This is a genomic window from Streptomyces sp. NPDC107654 (genome assembly GCF_055639035.1).
In genome coordinates, this window is the sequence record NZ_JBVKBI010000014.1 from 174,875 (window position 1) to 191,909 (window position 17,035).

The following is a 17,035-nucleotide window of genomic DNA, read 5'->3' on the forward strand; positions in this document are numbered from 1 at the left end:
GAGAGCCGCCCGGCAATGGTCCGGAAGAGCCGGAGTGAACCGTCAGCAAGGAGTGTGCGATGACCACGGCGACCGAGTCGTTCCGCAGGGCCCGGGACTTCCTGCTGGAGCACCGCGAGGACTACGCCACGGCCTACGAGGGCTTCCGCTGGCCCCGGCCCGGCCACTTCAACTGGGCGCTGGACTGGTTCGACGTGATCGCCGACGGCAACGACCGCACCGCGCTGCACATCGTCGAGGAGGACGGCACCGAGACCCGGCTGTCCTTCGCCGAGCTGGCCGAACGGTCCAACCGTCTCGCCCGGTGGCTGCGCGAGCGGGGGGTCGCCGCGGAGGACCGCGTCCTCGTCATGCTCGGCAACCAGGCCGAGCTGTGGGAGACCGCGCTGGCCGCGATGAAGCTGCGCGCGGTGGTCATCCCGGCCACGGTCCTGCTCGGCCCGGCCGACCTGCGCGACCGCGTGGAGCGCGGCCGGGTGAAGCATGTGATCGCGCGCGCCGAGGACACGGCGAAGTTCGCCGACGTGCCCGGCACCTACACCCGGATCTCGGTCGGCGGCCTGCCGGAGGAGGGCTGGGAGCCGTACGAGGACGCGTACACGGCCCCCGCCGAGTTCCTCCCCGACGGCCCGACGCTGGCCGACGACCCCCTGATGCTCTACTTCACCTCCGGTACGACCGCCCACCCCAAGCTGGTCGAGCACACCCACACCTCGTACCCGGTCGGGCACCTGGCCACCATGTACTGGATCGGCCTCAAGCCCGGCGATGTCCACCTGAACATCTCCTCGCCCGGCTGGGCCAAGCACGCCTGGTCCAACCTGTTCGCACCGTGGAACGCGGAGGCGACCGTCTTCGTCTTCAACTACACCCGCTTCGACGCGGCCCGGCTGATGGCCGAGATGGACCGGGCGGGCGTGACCACGTTCTGCGCACCGCCGACCGTGTGGCGGATGCTCATCCAGGCCGACCTGGGTCAGCTGCGCACCCCGCCCCGCGAGATCGTGGCCGCCGGCGAGCCGCTCAACCCGGAGGTCATCGAGCAGGTCCGGCGGGCCTGGGGGGTGACCGTCCGGGACGGGTTCGGGCAGACCGAGACCGCCGTGCAGGTCTCCAACAGCCCAGGCCAGCCGCTGAAGACCGGCTCCATGGGCCGCCCCAGCCCCGGTTTCCGGGTGGAGCTCCTCGACCCGGTCTCCGGCGCGCCCGGCGCCGACGAGGGCGAGATCGCGCTCGACCTCGCCGAGCGCCCGGTCGGCCTGATGACCTGCTACCACGGCGACCCCGACCGCACCGCGGAGGCCATGGCGGGCGGCTACTACCGCACCGGGGACATCGCCACCCGGGACGAGGAGGGATATCTCACCTATATCGGGCGCAGTGACGACGTGTTCAAGTCCTCGGATTACAAGGTGAGTCCGTTCGAGCTGGAGAGCGCGCTGCTGGAGCACGAGGCGGTGGCCGAGGCGGCCGTCGTGCCCGCCCCGGACGAGCTGCGGCTCTCCGTGCCCAAGGCGTACGTCGTCCTCGCCGAGGGCTGGCAGCCCGGCCCCGACACCGCGAAGGCCGTCTTCGAGCACTCGCGCGAGGTGCTCGCGCCGTACAAGCGCATCCGCCGGCTGGAGTTCGGCGCGCTGCCCAAGACCGTCTCCGGCAAGATCCGCCGGATCGAGCTGCGCGAGGCCACGGCGGCCGGCTCGCGGAACGAGTACCGCGAGGAGGACTTCCGGTGACCGCACCGCTGTCGTACACGCACGGGACGAGCCCGACGGCCCTGCTCGGCGACACCATCGGCGCCAGCCTGGACCGGGCGGTGGCGGCCTGGCCGGACCGGGAGGCCCTGGTCGACGTGCCCTCCGGACGGCGCTGGACGTACGCGGAGTTCGGCGCGGCCGTCGAGGAGCTGGCGCGGGCGCTGGCCGTGAGCGGCGTCGCCAAGGGCGACCGGGTGGGCATCTGGGCGGTCAACTGCCCGGAGTGGGTCCTGGTCCAGTACGCCACCGCCCGCATCGGCGCGATCATGGTCAACATCAACCCGGCCTACCGCACCCACGAGGTCGAGTACGTCCTCAAGCAGTCGGGTGTCTCCCTGCTGGTGGCCTCCCTGAGCCACAAGACGAGCGACTACCGGGCGATGGCCGAGCAGGTGCGCGGCAACTGCCCCGAGCTGCGCGAGATCGTGTACATCGGCGACCCGGGCTGGGAGGCGCTGCTCCGCCGCGCGCGGCCCGACGTGTCGTACGAGGACCTGTCCTGCGACGACCCCATCAACATCCAGTACACCTCCGGTACGACCGGCTTCCCGAAGGGCGCCACGCTCTCCCACCACAACATCCTGAACAACGGTTACTTCGTGGGGGAGTTGATCGACTACAGCGAGCAGGACCGGGTCTGCGTCCCGGTGCCCTTCTACCACTGCTTCGGCATGGTGATGGGCAATCTGGCGGCCACTTCCCACGGCGCCTGCGTGGTCATCCCGGCGCCCTCCTTCGACCCGAAGGCCACGCTGGAGGCGGTGCAGCGGGAGCGGTGCACGTCCCTGTACGGCGTCCCGACCATGTTCATCGCGGAACTGAACCTCCCGGACTTCGCCGACCACGACCTGTCCTCCCTGCGCACCGGCATCATGGCGGGCTCGCCGTGTCCGGTGGAGGTGATGAAGCGGGTGGTGGCCGAGATGCACATGGAGCAGGTCTCCATCTGCTACGGCATGACGGAGACGTCCCCGGTGTCCCTGCAGACGCGGATCGAGGACGACCTGGAGCACCGCACCGCCACGGTCGGGCGGGTCCTGCCCCACCTGGAGGTCAAGGTCGTCGACCCGGCCACCGGGGCGACCCGGCCGCGGGGCACGGCGGGCGAGCTGTGCACCCGCGGCTACAGCGTGATGCTCGGCTACTGGAACGAGCCGGACAGGACGGCCGAGGTGATCGACGCGGGCCGCTGGATGCACACCGGGGACCTGGCGGTGATGCGCGAGGACGGGTACGTCGAGATCGTCGGCCGGATCAAGGACATGATCATCCGGGGCGGCGAGAACATCTACCCGCGCGAGATCGAGGAGTTCCTCCACGCCCACCCGAAGATCCGGGACGTCCAGGTCGTCGGGGTGCCGCACGAGCGCTACGGCGAGGAGGTCCTGGCCTGTGTCATCCCGGACGACCCGGCGGACCCGCTCACCCTGGAGGAGGTGCGGGAGTTCTGCGCGGGCCGGCTCGCGCACTACAAGATCCCCAGTCGGCTCCGCGTCCTCGACTCCTTCCCGATGACGGTGTCCGGAAAGGTCCGCAAGGTGGAACTGCGGGAGAAGTACGCCGTGTGAAACGGCGGCGGCCGAGCATCCGCTGAAGGGTGTAGGCGGTCCCGGGCCGAGCGCGCTGTCGGCGGCGTACCCGGCCCGGGACTCGTCCGGCGGGCGCGGAGGCCGGGGCGGCCCGTTCCGCGTCCGGAGCCGGGTCTGATCGGTCCTCCCGTCAGGCGTGCCCGTCCCGGGTCCTCGTCGCCGGTTGGGGGGCGCCCGTGGTGTGCAGGGTCCCGGCGGGGCCGTTCACCGGCTGCGGGGCGCCCGCGAGGTCGAGCACGAACAGCGGGACGCCGAGCGCGTCGGCGCCGGCGCGGGCGGCGCCGGTGTAGCCGGCGAGGGAGAAGTACACACACCGCGCGGACTCGGTCATCGCCGTCAGCCACAGGCACTCCACGTCCCTCGGCCCGGCCGGCCGCACGGTGGGGTCCACTTGGGCGAGCAGTCCGCGGGCGGCGAGCCCGATGCCGTTCGGGGGCCGCTGGTCGGCGCGGCGGACGTCACCGTAGCCGAGCCAGCCCAGATAGAGCGCGGCGGTCGTGACGGCGTCGCGGGCGGTGCGGATGGCGCGGGGCCGGAAGGGCGGACGCCGCCGTTCGGGTCCCCGGGTGCCGTCGGCGCCGGCCGGGCCCGGCTCCGGTGCCGTCGGGCCCTCGGCCACCGGGACGCGCAGGACCGTGCCGCACGGGCAGCCCAGTTCCGGGCGGGGCCAGTGGTTGCCGCGTCCGCAGGCGGCGCACGGCACGGTGAGCCACTCGTCGTCCCAGGCGCGGTGCGGCGCCACGGCCGGCTCGGCCGCCGGATCCGGTCGCGGCGCGGTCGGCGCTCCGCACGCGCACGGATATGCCGGCGCGGTGTAGAGGTGCGTGCGCCGGCAGACCGGACAGCGCACCGGAACGCTCTCGGGCATGGCCCACCCCCAGGCGTCGCGTAGGCGTCGCGCCCATGGTCCTCCTCTCCGGCCGTTCCTGTCCGGCGCTTTCCGCTGTCCGGACCACTCTTGACGACCTTGCCCCTCCCACTTACATTGCTTCCAGATAGTAGAAGTCAGTTTCCGTAATGCGGAAAAAATTGCGGAAGATGTTGGTGCTCACCGCGGGGCGCGACGGGAGTACGCATCCGACAGCCGAAGCAGGAGTACTCGATGGCTCGTATGACCGCTGCCCGCGCGGCAGTTGAGATCCTCAAGCGCGAGGGCGTCACCGACGCCTTCGGTGTGCCGGGCGCGGCGATCAACCCGTTCTACAAGGCACTCGAAGAGGGTGGCGGCATCCACCACACCCTCGCCCGCCACGTCGAGGGTGCCTCGCACATGGCCGAGGGCTACACCCGCACCAAGCCGGGCAACATCGGTGTCTGCATCGGCACCTCCGGTCCGGCCGGCACCGACATGATCACCGGCCTGTACTCCGCCATCGGCGACTCCGTCCCGATCCTGTGCATCACCGGACAGGCGCCCACGAGCGTCATCCACAAGGAGGACTTCCAGGCCGTCGACATCGCCTCGATCGCCGGACCGGTCACCAAGATGGCGGTCACCGTCCTGGAGGCCGCGCAGGTGCCCGGCGTCTTCCAGCAGGCGTTCCACCTGATGCGCTCCGGCCGGCCCGGCCCGGTCCTGATCGACCTGCCGATCGACGTGCAGCTCACCGAGATCGAGTTCGATCCGGAGACCTACGAGCCGCTCCCGGTCTACAAGCCGGCCGCGACCCGCGCGCAGATCGAGAAGGCGCTCTCCTTCCTGCTCGCCGCCGAGCGCCCGGTCATCGTGGCCGGCGGCGGCATCATCGGCGCCGACGCCTCCGACCTGTTGGTGGAGTTCGCCGAGCTGACCCGGACCCCGGTCGTCCCGACGCTGATGGGCTGGGGCGCGCTCCCCGACGACCACGAGCTGAACGCCGGCATGGTCGGCGTCCAGACCTCGCACCGGTACGGCAACGCCAACTTCCTGGAGTCGGACGTCGTCCTCGGCATCGGCAACCGCTGGGCCAACCGCCACACCGGCTACAAGCTCGACGTCTACCGGGGCGAGCGCAAGTTCGTCCACGTCGACATCGAACCCACCCAGATCGGCAAGATCTTCCCGCCGGACTACGGGGTCGTCTCCGACGCCAAGGCCGCGCTGGAGCTGTTCGTCGAGGTCGCGAAGGAGCTGAAGGCCGCCGGCAGGCTCCCCGACCGCTCCGGCTGGGTGGCCTCGACGCAGGAGCGCAAGGCGACCCTTCTGCGCCGTACGCACTTCGACAACGTGCCCATGAAGCCGCAGCGCGTGTACGAGGAGATGAACAAGGCCTTCGGCCCGGACACCCGGTACGTCACCACGATCGGCCTCTCCCAGATCGCCGGCGCGCAGATGCTGCACGTCTACAAGCCCCGCCACTGGATCAACTGCGGCCAGGCCGGCCCGCTCGGCTGGACCATCCCGGCCGCGATCGGCGTGGCCAAGGCCGACCCGGACGCCCCGGTCGTCGCGCTCTCCGGCGACTACGACTTCCAGTTCCTGATCGAGGAACTGGCGGTCGCCGCCCAGCACCGGATCCCCTACGTCCACGTGCTGGTGAACAACGCCTACCTGGGCCTCATCCGCCAGGCGCAGATCGGCCTGGACATCAACTTCCAGGTCAACCTGGAGTTCGAGAACATCAACAGTCCCGAGCTGGGCGTCTACGGCGTGGACCACGTCAAGGTCGCCGAGGGCCTCGGCTGCAAGGCGATCCGGGTCACCGAGCCGGACCAGCTGGGCGCCGCCTTCGAGCAGGCGAAGAAGCTGGCCGCCGAGTACCGGGTGCCGGTCGTCGTGGAGGCGATCCTGGAGCGGATCACCAACATCTCGATGAGCCGCACGATGGACATCAGCGACATCAGCGAGTTCGAGGACCTGGCCACCGAGCCCGGCCACGCGCCGACGTCGATCAGGCCGCTGAAGGTCTGACACGTCCGGCACACACACGAGGGGCGGCCCGTCCAGGGGAGACGGGCCGCCCCTTCGCCGTACCCGCCGGCCGACGCTCAGTCGAAGCCCTCACCCCGCAGCCCCCGCCCCCGTAGTCGTGCCCGCCGTGACCGTGCCCGCCGTGGCCGTGACCACCCGTGCGTTCCGCCGCTCCGGTCCTCGCCGCCCCGGTCGTCCAGGTCGCCGTACGGACCCCCGTCAGCGGCGACGTGGCGCAGGCCGGCGCCTCGGCCGGACGGGCGGCGGCTCTCGTCCGCGAGGGCGCCCCGCCCGTCAGCCCGGCCTCGCGGACGAACCGCGGCACGAGCACGGTCAGGGGCCGCTCGCCGTACAGCGCCACCGCGAGCAGCACCTCCTCCTCCGGCAGCCCGCCGGGGCCCTCGGGCAGCGGACGGCGCTCGCGCAGCTCCGCCGGCAGACGGCAGACGGCGGGCGCGTCCGGGCGGCTCCCGCACTCCGGCGGGCCGGTGGAGGCCGGTATGGACGGCCTTCTCCCGGGAATACCGGAAGGCGTCGGCGCCGCCCGCCCCGGTCCTGCGCAGCGTGCCCGGCCGGCCCGCGCGGCAGCGCGACCGCGTACGGATCCGGCCCGGCCGTCGGAGTCGATGTCGTACGGCCGCCCACGAGACACCCCCCGACCGGGGCCCGCCGCCCCCGTGCCGGCGGGCCCCTGTGCTCTGATGTGCCCTGGCCCAGGGGTGGTTGAAGCCTCCGCCGCGGTCTTCAGAGGTTCATTTGAGGGTTGCGCACCCGGCCTACGACCCTTGCCGTACGCGCCGCCGTCACCGTTCGTGCTCCGACAGCCCCGGCCAGTCGTCCGGGCCGCCGCCCTGCCATTCGATCAGGTCGCTCTCCTCCACCTCGATCCGGTCCAGGTCGGCCAGCCGCAGGATCTCCACGACGTCGTCCAGATGCGAGGCGATCCCCAGCGTCACGTCCCCCTCGGTCACCCGCCGGGAGCCGTCCAGAGCCGGGGCATGCACCACGATGTGCGGAAAGTGAGTCGCGTTCGCCATGCCTTCAGCCTGCTGCGGAAGCGGTGCGGGCGCACGCCGGGCCGGAACGCGCGAGAGCGCCCCCTGGAGCAGGGGGCGCTCTCGGCACCGTGTGGTTGCCGTCCGACGGCGCGAGGCTGGGCGCGACAGGTCGTTCGCGCCGCCGGACGGGGTGGGCGGGCCCCGGAGACGGGGCTGGGTGGGACCGCGGTGACTGCGACGGAGCCGGGTGCCCTTCCCTCTGGTCGAGAAGGGGACTCGGTCCTTCACCACCGCACTGGCTCGCAGGCCGCCGCGGTCCTCGCCCTGCCCGCGCCCTCCGCCCGCGGCCACCCCTCATCCGGGCCGCCGGGCGTACTGCGCGGGCCGCGTACGGGACCATGACCTCCCGTCAGGTCCCGTACGCCGCTTGTGTTCCTGGTGCTCAGTCCTCGCGCAGGGCGCGGACCGCCTCCTCCACGCGCTTGCCGTACTCGGGGTCGGCGGCGTGGAAGTGGGCCAGGTTCTTCTCGATCACGTCGTCGCGGGAGACCTGCGAGAGGCCGCCGGCGATGTTCGCGATCAGGCGGGACTTCTCCTCCTCCGACATCAGCCGGTACAGCTCGCCGGCCTGGAAGAAGTCGTCGTCCTTGGTGTGGAGCGGGGCCTCGTGGGTGCCCGTGTGGCCGTGCACCGCGAGCGGGGCCGCGAGCGGACGGCCGGTCTCGGCCGGGCCGTCGTAGGAGTTCGGCTCGTAGTTCTTGGCGTGGCGGCCCTGGGCGTTGGTGGCCATGAGGCCGTCGCGGCCGTAGTTCTGCACGGTCGTCGCCTTCGGGGCGTTGACCGGCAGCTGGGTGTGGTTGACGCCGAGGCGGTAGCGGTGGGCGTCGGCGTAGGCGAACAGGCGGCCCTGGAGCATCTTGTCCGGGGACGGGCCGATGCCGGGCACGAAGTTGTTCGGGGAGAACGCGGCCTGTTCGACCTCGGCGAACACGTTGTCCGGGTTGCGGTCGAGGACCAGGCGGCCCACGCGCCGCAGCGGGTAGTCCCGGTGCGGCCAGACCTTGGTCAGGTCGAACGGGTTGAAGCGGTATTCGGCCGCCTCGGCCGCCGGCATGATCTGGACGTAGAGGGTCCAGGACGGGTGGACGCCCCGCTCGATGGCCTGGAGCAGGTCCGTCTGGTGGGAGTCGGGGTCCTTGCCGGCCAGCTCCTGCGCCTGCTCGGTGGACAGGCAGCGGATGCCCTGGTTCGTCTTGAAGTGGTACTTGACGAAGAAGGCCTCGCCCTGGTCGTTCGTCCACTGGTAGGTGTGCGAGCCGAAACCGTTCATGTGCCGGTACGACGCCGGGATGCCGCGGTCGCCCATCAGCCAGGTGATCTGGTGCGTGGCCTCGGGGGAGTGCGCCCAGAAGTCCCAGACGTTGTCCGGCTCCTGCTTGCCGGTGAACGGGTCCCGCTTCTGCGAGTGGATGAAGTCGGGGAACTTGATCGGGTCCTTGATGAAGAACACCGGGGTGTTGTTGCCGACGAGGTCGTAGTTGCCCTCCTCGGTGTAGAACTTCACCGCGAAGCCGCGCGGGTCACGGACCGCGTCGGCGCCGCCGAGGGAGTCGGCGACCGTGGAGAAGCGCAGGAAGACCTCGGTGCGCTTGCCGATCTCGCCCAGGAAGGCGGCGTGGGTGTAGCCGGTGACGTCGTCCGTCACCTCGAAGTGGCCGTACGCGCCGGAGCCACGGGCGTGCACCACGCGCTCCGGGATCCGCTCGCGGTTGAAGCGCGCGAGCTTCTCCAGGAGGTGCTGGTCCTGGATCAGGAGCGGGCCGCCGACGCCGGCGGAGGCGGAATTCTGGTTGTCGGCGACCGGGGCGCCGGACTCTGTGGTGAGCACGCGCTGCGACATCGTGGACCTTCCGTGCGGGTGTCAGCGGAAACCTGTTTCCGCTTTGTGGAGCCTAGAAGTGGGGCATCTGGGCGTCAACAGTTTGTTGAAGAGAAATCAACGACTTGTTGAAGGCGATTCCGGGCCGCGGCGCCGCCTGGGCGCGACAGGACAGGTGTCAGCGGCGCCGCGGCCCGGAAGTCCGGGGGAGGGCGGTCAGACCTGGGCGCCGGAGAGGCGCTCCACCGCCCGCAGCAGCGCCGAGTGGTCCAGGCCGCCGTCGCCCTGGGCGCGCAGCGAGGCGACCAGCTGGGCCACCACGGCACCGACCGGGAGGGCGGCGCCGACGTTGCGGGCGGCGTCGGTGACGATGCCCATGTCCTTGTGGTGCAGGTCGATGCGGAAGCCCGGCTTGAAGTCGCGCTTCAGGAAGTTGTCCTTCTTGCGCGTCAGCACGGTGGAACCCGCGAGGCCGCCGTTGAGTACGTCCAGCGCGGCCGCCAGGTCCACGCCCGACTTCTCCAGGAAGACCACGGCCTCGGCGCACGCCTGGATGTTCACGGCGACGATCAGCTGGTTGGCGGCCTTCACGGTCTGACCGGAGCCGTGCGGACCGCACAGCACGATGGTCTTGCCGAGGGCCTCGAAGATCGGCTTGGCCTGCTCGAAGTCGGCCCGCTCACCGCCGACCATGATCGACAGTACGGCCTCGACGGCGCCGGCCTCGCCGCCGGACACCGGGGCGTCCAGCACCCGGACGCCCTTGTCCTTGGCGGCCTTGGCCAGGTCCACGGAGGTCTGCGGGGTGATCGAGGACATGTCGATCAGCAGGGCGCCCTGCTTGGCGTTCTCCAGGATGCCGTCCGGCCCGTAGGCGATGGCCTCGACCTGCGGGGAGGCGGGGACCATGGTGATCACCACGTCGGCGTCCCGCACGGCCTCGGCGATCGAGGCGGCGGCCGTACCGCCGGCGGCGGCCAGCCGGTCCAGCTTCTCCTGCTCCAGCGTGAAGCCGGTGACCTGGTAACCCGCCTTGATCAGGTTCTCGGACATGGGGGAGCCCATGATGCCGAGGCCGATCCAGGCGATCTTGGGAAGACTCATCGGGGGTGCCTTTCTCAGTACAGGATGATCAGCGGGCCGCGCGGGCCTCGGCGGGCAGCCAGTCGAAGGCCTCGGCGCTCGGGCGGTCGCCGGGCTTGTACTCCAGGCCGACCCAGCCGTCGTAACCGGCCTTGCGGAGCTGGTCGAGCAGCTCCTCCACGGGGAGCGAGCCCGTGCCCGGGGCGCCGCGGCCGGGGTTGTCGGCGATCTGGACGTGGCCGGTCCTCGCCGCGTACCGCTCGATGACCGAGGGCAGGTCCTCGCCGTTCATGGACAGGTGGTACAGGTCCATGAGGAACTTGGCGTTGCCGAGTCCCGTCGCCGCGTTCACCTTGTCGACGATCCCGATCGCGGCCGGCGCCGACACCAGCGGGTACAGCGGCGACTCGGGCCGGTTGAGGGCCTCGATCAGGAGGATCGCGCCGATCCGGTCGGCCGCCCGGGCCGCGAGGGCCAGGTTCTCCAGGGCGAGCGCGTCCTGCTCGGCCGGGTCCGTGCCGTCGACGCGGTTGCCGTAGAGCGCGTTGAGCGCCGTGCAGCCGAGCGAGGCCGCGAAGTCCGCGGCGACGTCGATGTTGGCGCGGAACCGTTCCGACTCCTCACCGGGGACCGAGAGGGCGCCGCGGTCGGGGCCGGGCAGCTGCCCGGCGTAGAAGTTCAGGCCCGTGAGCTGGACTCCGGCGTCCTCGACGGCCTTCTTGAGGGCGTCCAGCTCCGACTGGGCGGGGGTGGGCGAGTCGATCCAGGGCCACCACAGCTCGACCGCGGAGAAGCCCGCCGCGGCAGCGGCCGCGGGGCGCTCCAGGAGCGGGAGTTCCGTGAAGAGGATCGACAGGTTGACGTTGAAGCGCTGGTCTGCGAATCCCATTCGGGCCGCGCTCCCTTCCGTGTCGTTATTCCGTATTACGGAAGTTCGTTTCTGCGTAATGGAAGATTGCCGTCGTGTGTCGCCGCTTGTCAAGGGGGGTCCGCCACCGGCCGCCCCAAAGGCCCGGCCGGGCGTTAGGTTGAGCGCGTGCGATTGAGAGTGGAGTTCACGACCGAACCCTTCGACCTGGACGAGGCCCCCGCGCACGCCCTGGTGGCGCGGGAGGTCATCGAGGCGGCGGAGCTGGACGCCGTCGACGTCGGTCCGTTCGGCAACACGGCCGAGGGCGGTGCCGACCGTGTGCTGTCCGCGGTGGGCGCGCTGCTGCGCAAGACCCTGGAGGCCGGTGCCACGCGGGTCTCGATGCAGGTCAACGTGATCGACGACGGGATCGGGGAGGGCGATAGGTGACCGGGGAAGAGCCCTTCATCGCGGCCGTGAAGCCGCTGGTCGACGCGATGGGCGCGGCGCTGCTGCCGCCCGACGAGGCCGGCCCCGAGGACGTCGTCCTCGCCTGGGAGGGTGTCGACGTCGTCGCCGTGCGCCTGCCCCAGCTCGCCGACTCCCTCGACCACATCCTCGCCGCCATGGAGCGCAGGCAGGGCCGGCCGCTGGCCGACCTGGACCGCCGGGCCAAGCAGGAACTCGTACGGAGCCTGGAGGCGCGCGGCGCGTTCGCCGTGCGCCACGGCGTGGAGACCGTGGCGAGCGCGCTCGGCGTCAGCCGCTTCACGGTCTACAACTACCTCAACCGGGAGAAGGGGGCGTAGCGCCCGGCGCGGGGTCCGGCGCCGGGGATGCCGTGGCTGTCATCGCGGCTGGTCGCGCGGTTCCCCGCGCCGTTGCGGGGCACTCTGCTTGTTACGCGGAATTTTCAACAAAGTGTTGACGTGATGTTTCCGAGGGCGTTAGCTATCGGCAGCCCGTTCAGCACGACGGCCCATCGTGGCCACGGAGGCTCCCGTGACGTCGACTTCCACGCCCCCGGGCCTGGCCCGGTTCAACGATCTCGGGGAGAGCGCGGCCCTCGCCGCCCTCCACGAGGCGTGCGCCTCCACCGAGTGGGCCCGGCGGCTGCTCGCCGGCCGCCCGTACGCCACCGTGGAGGCCCTGTACACCGCCAGCGACGCCGCCATGGCCGAGCTGACCACCGTGGACCTCCGGGAGGCGATGGCCGGCCACCCGCCGATCGGGCGCCCCAAGCCCGGCGACCCGGCCTCCGCCCGCGAACAGCGCGGCATGGCCGGAGCCTCCGAGACACTCAAGGCCGAGATGCTCGAACTCAACCTGGCCTACCAGGAGAAGTTCGGCCATGTCTTCCTCATCTGCGCCACCGGCCGGACCGGCGAGCAGATGCGGGACGCGGTCAAGGAGCGGATCGGGAACGCGCCGGAGCAGGAGCGGGAGATCGTCCGCACCGAGCTGGGCAAGATCAACCGCATCCGACTGGCCCGACTCGTCGAAGAGGACGCCTGACACCATGAGCACCAGCACCACCGCCTCCGTGTCCACGCACATCCTGGACACCTCGATCGGCCGCCCCGCCGAGGGCGTCGCCGTCCACCTCTCCGCCCGAGGCGGCGGGTCCGCCCCGTACGGGCAGGGAGGGGACTGGCAGGCGCTGGGCGGCTCCGCGACCGACGCCGACGGCCGGTGCAAGGACCTGCCGGCACTGCCGGAGGGGACCACCCACGTACGGCTCGACTTCGCCGTGGAGCCGTACTTCGAAGGAAAAACTGCGAAGAAGCAAGCCGATGCGCAGCAGGACGCCCCCGCGACTCGGGACAGCGGTGCGTCGTCCGTGTTCTTCCCGGAGGTGGCGATCACGTTCGCCGTCGTACCGGGCGAGCACTACCACGTGCCGCTGCTGCTCAACCCGTTCGGCTACTCCGTTTACCGAGGGAGCTAGCTAAATGACCGTCAATTCCCGCCCTGCCCGCCCGGTCATCCTGGGACAGAACCAGTACGGCAAGGCCGAGAACCGAGTCGTCAAGATCACGCGGGACGGCGCCACCCACCACATCAAGGACCTCAACGTCTCCGTCGCGCTGAGCGGCGACATGGAGGAGGTCCACTACTCCGGCTCCAACGCCAACGTCCTGCCGACCGACACCACCAAGAACACGGTGTTCGCGTTCGCCAAGGAGCACGGCATCGAGTCCGCCGAGCAGTTCGGCATCCACCTCGCCCGGCACTTCGTCACCAGCCAGGAGCCGATCCACCAGGCGCGCATCCGGATCGAGGAGTACTCCTGGGAGCGGATCGAGACCTCCGACGCCAACAGCAGGTTCATCGGCGCCGACGAGGTCAAGCACTCCTTCGTCCGCAAGGGCCAGGAGACCCGCCTCACCCAGATCACCTACGACGGTGAGAAGTGGGAGGTCGTCTCGGGCCTGAAGGACCTGGTCGTCATGAACTCGACCAACTCCGAGTTCTGGGGCTACGTCAAGGACAAGTACACCACCCTCCAGGAGGCGTACGACCGCATCCTGGCCACCCAGGTCTCCGGCCGCTGGCGGTTCAACTGGACCGACGACGAGCAGAAGATGCCCAACTGGGAGAAGTCCTACGAGCAGACCAGGAAGCACATGCTCCAGGCCTTCGCCGAGACCTACTCCCTCTCGCTGCAGCAGACGCTGTACCAGATGGGCGCGCGCATCATCAACAACCGCAGCGAGATCGACGAGGTCCGCTTCTCGCTGCCGAACAAGCACCACTTCCTGGTGGACCTGGAACCGTTCGGTCTCAAGAACGACAACGAGGTCTACTTCGCCGCCGACCGCCCCTACGGCCTCATCGAGGGCACGATCCTGCGGGACGGCTGTGAGGCCCGTATCCCGGTCGACATGACCAACCTCTGACGCGGGACGCGCGCCCCCGGCCCCGCCACCCGGGCCGGGGGCCCGCGACACCGGAGGGAACAAAATGGCACAGCCTGCGAAGGGGCCCGACACAGCCCCCTGTTCCACCCCGCCGGAGCACACCGAGGACGCCGTCACGTCCGTGCACCCGGTCGACGAGAAGCTCCACCTCTCGCGGCTCGTCCCCGCCGCGCTCCAGCACATCGCCGCGATGTACGCGGGCGTTGTCACTCCTCCGCTCATCATCGGCCAGGCCTGCGGACTCGACATCGCGGCCCGCACCCGGCTCATCGCGGCGAGCCTGCTCATCGCGGGCGTCGCGACCGTCCTGCAGACCATCGGCGTCAGGGGCCTCGTCGGCAACCGGCTGCCCTTCGTCAACGCCGCCTCCTCCGCCGGCATCGCCCCGATCCTCGCGATCGCCGAGACCAACGGCCGGGGCCACCAACTCCCCGCCGTCTACGGTGCGGTGATGGTCGCCGGCGCCTTCTGCCTGGCCCTCGGCCCGTTCTTCGGCCGGCTGCTGCGCTTCTTCCCGCCCCTGGTCACCGGCGTCGTCATCACCCTGATCGGCGTCACCCTGATGCCCGTCCCGGTCGGCTGGGCACAGGGCGGCGACACGACCGCCGCCGACTTCGGCGCCATGCGGCACCTCGCGCTCGCCGGGTTCACCCTCGCCGTCATCCTGCTGATCCAGCGCTTCGGCAAGGGCTTCGTCAAGCAGATCGCCCTGCTGTTCGGACTGCTCGTCGGCACCCTCGCCGCGATCCCCTTCGGCATGGCCGACTTCAGCGGCCTGAAGTCCGCGCCCGTCGCCGCCCTGCCCGCCCCCTTCGCCTTCGGCGCCCCCGAGTTCCAGCCCGCGGCCATCCTCTCGCTGTGCATCGTGATGCTGGTGCTGATGACCGAGTCCAGCGCCGGCATGCTCGCCCTCGGCGAGATCTGCGGCCGCCGCGCCGACGCCCGGACCATCACCCGCGGCCTGCGCACCGACGGCATCGCCACCCTGTTCGGTCCCGTCTTCGGCGGCTTCCCCACCTCGGCCTTCGCCCAGAACGTCGGCGTCGTCTCCCTCACCCGGGTGCGCAGCCGGTACGTCGTCGCCGTCGCCGGTGCCACCCTGCTGGTCCTCGGTGCCTTCCCGGTCCTCGGCGCGGTCGTCTCCCTGGTCCCCATGCCGGTCCTCGGCGGCGCGGGCATCGTCCTCTTCGGCTCCATCGCGGTCAGCGGCATCCGTACGCTGTCCGAGGCGGGCCTGGACGACAGCTCCAACATCATCCTGGTGGCCGTGGCGCTCGGTGCCGGCATCATCCCGCTGGCCGCGCCGACCTTCTACGCGGGCTTCCCGGCGTGGGCGCAGACCGTGCTCGGCTCCGGCATCAGCGCGGGCGCGCTCGTCGCGGTCCTGCTGAACCTGTTCTTCCACCATCTCGGCACCCGGAGCGGTCAACCGGCTCCGGCACTCAAATCCTCCTAGGGTCCTGCCGTGCCCTCCCCGTGGACACCCTCCCGTTCGCGGGCCGCCACTGAAAGACAAGGAAGCACCATGGCGCCATCGGCAGCCGAGCGCATCGTCATCGAGAACTGTGCCATCGCCACGGTGGACGCGGGCGACACGGAGTACGCCTCCGGACACCTCGTCCTCGCCGGCAACCGCATCGAGTCGGTCGGCGCGGGCAAGGCCCCCGAGGGCCTGGAGAACGTGGTGCGCCGGATCGACGCGAGCGGCCATCTGGCCACCCCCGGTCTGGTCAACACCCACCATCACTTCTACCAGTGGATCACCCGGGGCCTGGCCACCGACCACAACCTGTTCAACTGGCTGGTCGCGCTCTACCCCACCTGGGCGCGCATCGACGAGCGGATGACGTACGCCGCCGCGCAGGGGTCCCTCGCCATGATGGCCCGCGGCGGCGTCACCACCGCCATGGACCACCACTACGTCTACCCGCACGGCTCCGGCGACCTGTCCGGCTCCATCATCCGGGCCGCCGCCGAGACGGGCGTGCGCTTCACGCTGGCCCGCGGCTCGATGGACCGCAGCGAGAAGGACGGCGGCCTGCCCCCGGACTTCGCCGTCGAGACGCTGGACGGCGCCCTCGCCGCCACCGAGGAGACCGTCCGCAAGCACCACGACGCCTCCTTCGACGCGATGACCCAGGTGGCCGTCGCGCCCTGTTCGCCGTTCTCGGTCTCCACCGAACTCATGCGCCAGGGGGCCGAGCTGGCCCGCCGCCTCGGCGTCCGGCTGCACACCCACGGCTCGGAGACCGTGGAGGAGGAGAAGTTCTGCCACGAGCTGTTCGGCATGGGCCCGACCGACTACTTCGAGTCCACCGGCTGGCTCGGTGAGGACGTGTGGATGGCGCACTGCGTCCACATGAACGACTCCGACATCGCCGCCTTCGCCCGCACGAAGACCGGTGTCGCCCACTGCCCGTCCTCCAACGCCCGCCTCGCCGCCGGCATCGCCCGCGTCCCCGACATGCTGAAGTCGGGCGTCCCGGTCGGTCTCGGCGTCGACGGCACCGCCTCCAACGAGTCCGGTGAACTCCACACCGAGCTGCGCAACGCCCTGCTGATCAACCGCCTCGGCGCCCACCGCGAGGCCGCCCTGAACGCCCGCCAGGCGCTCAGGCTCGGCACCCACGGCGGCGCCCGGGTCCTCGGCCGGGCGGAGCAGATCGGCTCGCTGGAGCCCGGGAAGCTCGCCGACCTGGTGCTGTGGAAGATGGACACCCTCGCCCACGCCTCCATCGCCGACCCGGTGACCGCGCTGGTCTTCGGCGCGGCGGCCCCGGTCACCGCGTCCTTCGTGAACGGCCGGCAGATCGTCGAGAACGGCCGCCTGCTCACCGTCGACGAGGACGCCGTCGCCGCCTCCACCCGCGCGGAGGCCCAGCGCCTGGCCCGGATCACCGCACAGGCCTGACCCCGGGTACCCACAGACTCCGGCCGGGAGGGACGGCTCACGGCCGGGACCGTGGATCCGAGCGGGATCCGCGGCACGCCGTCTCCGGGTCGCGTGTGGACGCACGCGGCCCGGAGACGGTCACCCCCACACCGTCCGGTCAACCGCTCGACCGTTCAGC

At 71.1% G+C, this 17,035-nt stretch carries 15 protein-coding genes; 10 read left to right on the forward strand and 5 right to left on the reverse strand.

From position 1 onward, the window contains the following. Positions 1 to 59: 59 nt before the first annotated feature. Complete coding sequence (locus ACZ7N4_RS24585; protein ID WP_471361346.1) at positions 60 to 1,733, forward strand: AMP-binding protein; 1,674 nt, start codon at positions 60 to 62, stop codon at positions 1,731 to 1,733. Beyond that, a complete protein-coding gene (locus ACZ7N4_RS24590) occupies positions 1,730 to 3,322 on the forward strand; it encodes an AMP-binding protein (protein ID WP_471361349.1) in 1,593 nt (530 codons plus the stop codon). Before ACZ7N4_RS24585 ends, ACZ7N4_RS24590 begins: the two co-directional genes overlap by 4 nt. Before the next feature lie 151 nt (positions 3,323 to 3,473). On the opposite strand, the gene ACZ7N4_RS24595 is transcribed toward ACZ7N4_RS24590, so the two are convergent. After that, a complete protein-coding gene (locus ACZ7N4_RS24595) occupies positions 3,474 to 4,211 on the reverse strand; it encodes a hypothetical protein (protein ID WP_471361352.1) in 738 nt (245 codons plus the stop codon). 234 nt (positions 4,212 to 4,445) lie between these two features. Between ACZ7N4_RS24595 and gcl the strand changes: the two genes are divergently transcribed. Beyond that, positions 4,446 to 6,233 carry a glyoxylate carboligase gene (gene gcl / locus ACZ7N4_RS24600; RefSeq protein WP_471361355.1) on the forward strand — a complete coding sequence of 596 codons (1,788 nt, stop codon included), beginning with the start codon at positions 4,446 to 4,448 and terminating at the stop codon, positions 6,231 to 6,233. Positions 6,234 to 7,036: 803 nt separating this feature from the next. Here the strand turns inward: gcl and ACZ7N4_RS24605 are convergent. The 4 genes from ACZ7N4_RS24605 to ACZ7N4_RS24620 all read right to left on the reverse strand — a co-directional run bounded on the left by ACZ7N4_RS24605 (position 7,037) and on the right by ACZ7N4_RS24620 (position 11,082). Further along, positions 7,037 to 7,270 (reverse strand): hypothetical protein, encoded by a 234-nt coding sequence (locus ACZ7N4_RS24605; RefSeq protein WP_471361357.1) that lies wholly within the window; start codon positions 7,268 to 7,270, stop codon positions 7,037 to 7,039. A 403-nt stretch (positions 7,271 to 7,673) separates the two neighbouring features. Next, positions 7,674 to 9,131, reverse strand: coding sequence for a catalase (locus ACZ7N4_RS24610; protein WP_471361360.1), 1,458 nt, complete (start codon positions 9,129 to 9,131; stop codon positions 7,674 to 7,676). Between the two features lie 195 nt (positions 9,132 to 9,326). After that, a complete protein-coding gene (locus tag ACZ7N4_RS24615; RefSeq protein ID WP_471361363.1) occupies positions 9,327 to 10,214 on the reverse strand; it encodes a 2-hydroxy-3-oxopropionate reductase in 888 nt (295 codons plus the stop codon). Positions 10,215 to 10,242: 28 nt separating this feature from the next. Continuing rightward, on the reverse strand, positions 10,243 to 11,082 hold the full coding sequence (locus ACZ7N4_RS24620; RefSeq protein ID WP_471361365.1) for a TIM barrel protein: 840 nt from the start codon (positions 11,080 to 11,082) through the stop codon (positions 10,243 to 10,245). Between the two features lie 147 nt (positions 11,083 to 11,229). On the opposite strand from ACZ7N4_RS24620, the gene ACZ7N4_RS24625 reads away from it, so the two are divergent. The 7 genes from ACZ7N4_RS24625 to ACZ7N4_RS24655 all read left to right on the forward strand — a co-directional run bounded on the left by ACZ7N4_RS24625 (position 11,230) and on the right by ACZ7N4_RS24655 (position 16,875). Then, on the forward strand, positions 11,230 to 11,493 hold the full coding sequence (locus ACZ7N4_RS24625) for a thiamine-binding protein (protein WP_471361367.1): 264 nt from the start codon (positions 11,230 to 11,232) through the stop codon (positions 11,491 to 11,493). 47 nt (positions 11,494 to 11,540) lie between these two features. Then, a complete protein-coding gene (locus tag ACZ7N4_RS24630; protein ID WP_471361469.1) occupies positions 11,541 to 11,852 on the forward strand; it encodes a helix-turn-helix domain-containing protein in 312 nt (103 codons plus the stop codon). A 193-nt stretch (positions 11,853 to 12,045) separates the two neighbouring features. Next, positions 12,046 to 12,558: a 2-oxo-4-hydroxy-4-carboxy-5-ureidoimidazoline decarboxylase gene (uraD, locus tag ACZ7N4_RS24635; RefSeq protein ID WP_471361369.1), complete on the forward strand. Its 513-nt coding sequence runs from the start codon at positions 12,046 to 12,048 to the stop codon at positions 12,556 to 12,558. Between the two features lie 4 nt (positions 12,559 to 12,562). Next, positions 12,563 to 12,991, forward strand: a complete 429-nt coding sequence (gene uraH, locus ACZ7N4_RS24640; RefSeq protein WP_471361371.1) for a hydroxyisourate hydrolase — start codon at positions 12,563 to 12,565, stop codon at positions 12,989 to 12,991. A 4-nt stretch (positions 12,992 to 12,995) separates the two neighbouring features. Further along, the gene (pucL, locus tag ACZ7N4_RS24645) at positions 12,996 to 13,943 is read left to right on the forward strand and encodes a factor-independent urate hydroxylase (RefSeq protein ID WP_471361374.1); all 948 of its coding nucleotides are present in this window, start codon (positions 12,996 to 12,998) and stop codon (positions 13,941 to 13,943) included. Positions 13,944 to 14,007: 64 nt separating this feature from the next. After that, the gene (locus ACZ7N4_RS24650; protein ID WP_471361377.1) at positions 14,008 to 15,420 is read left to right on the forward strand and encodes a nucleobase:cation symporter-2 family protein; all 1,413 of its coding nucleotides are present in this window, start codon (positions 14,008 to 14,010) and stop codon (positions 15,418 to 15,420) included. Between the two features lie 69 nt (positions 15,421 to 15,489). Continuing rightward, complete coding sequence (locus ACZ7N4_RS24655; protein WP_471361380.1) at positions 15,490 to 16,875, forward strand: 8-oxoguanine deaminase; 1,386 nt, start codon at positions 15,490 to 15,492, stop codon at positions 16,873 to 16,875. Positions 16,876 to 17,035 lie beyond the last annotated feature (160 nt).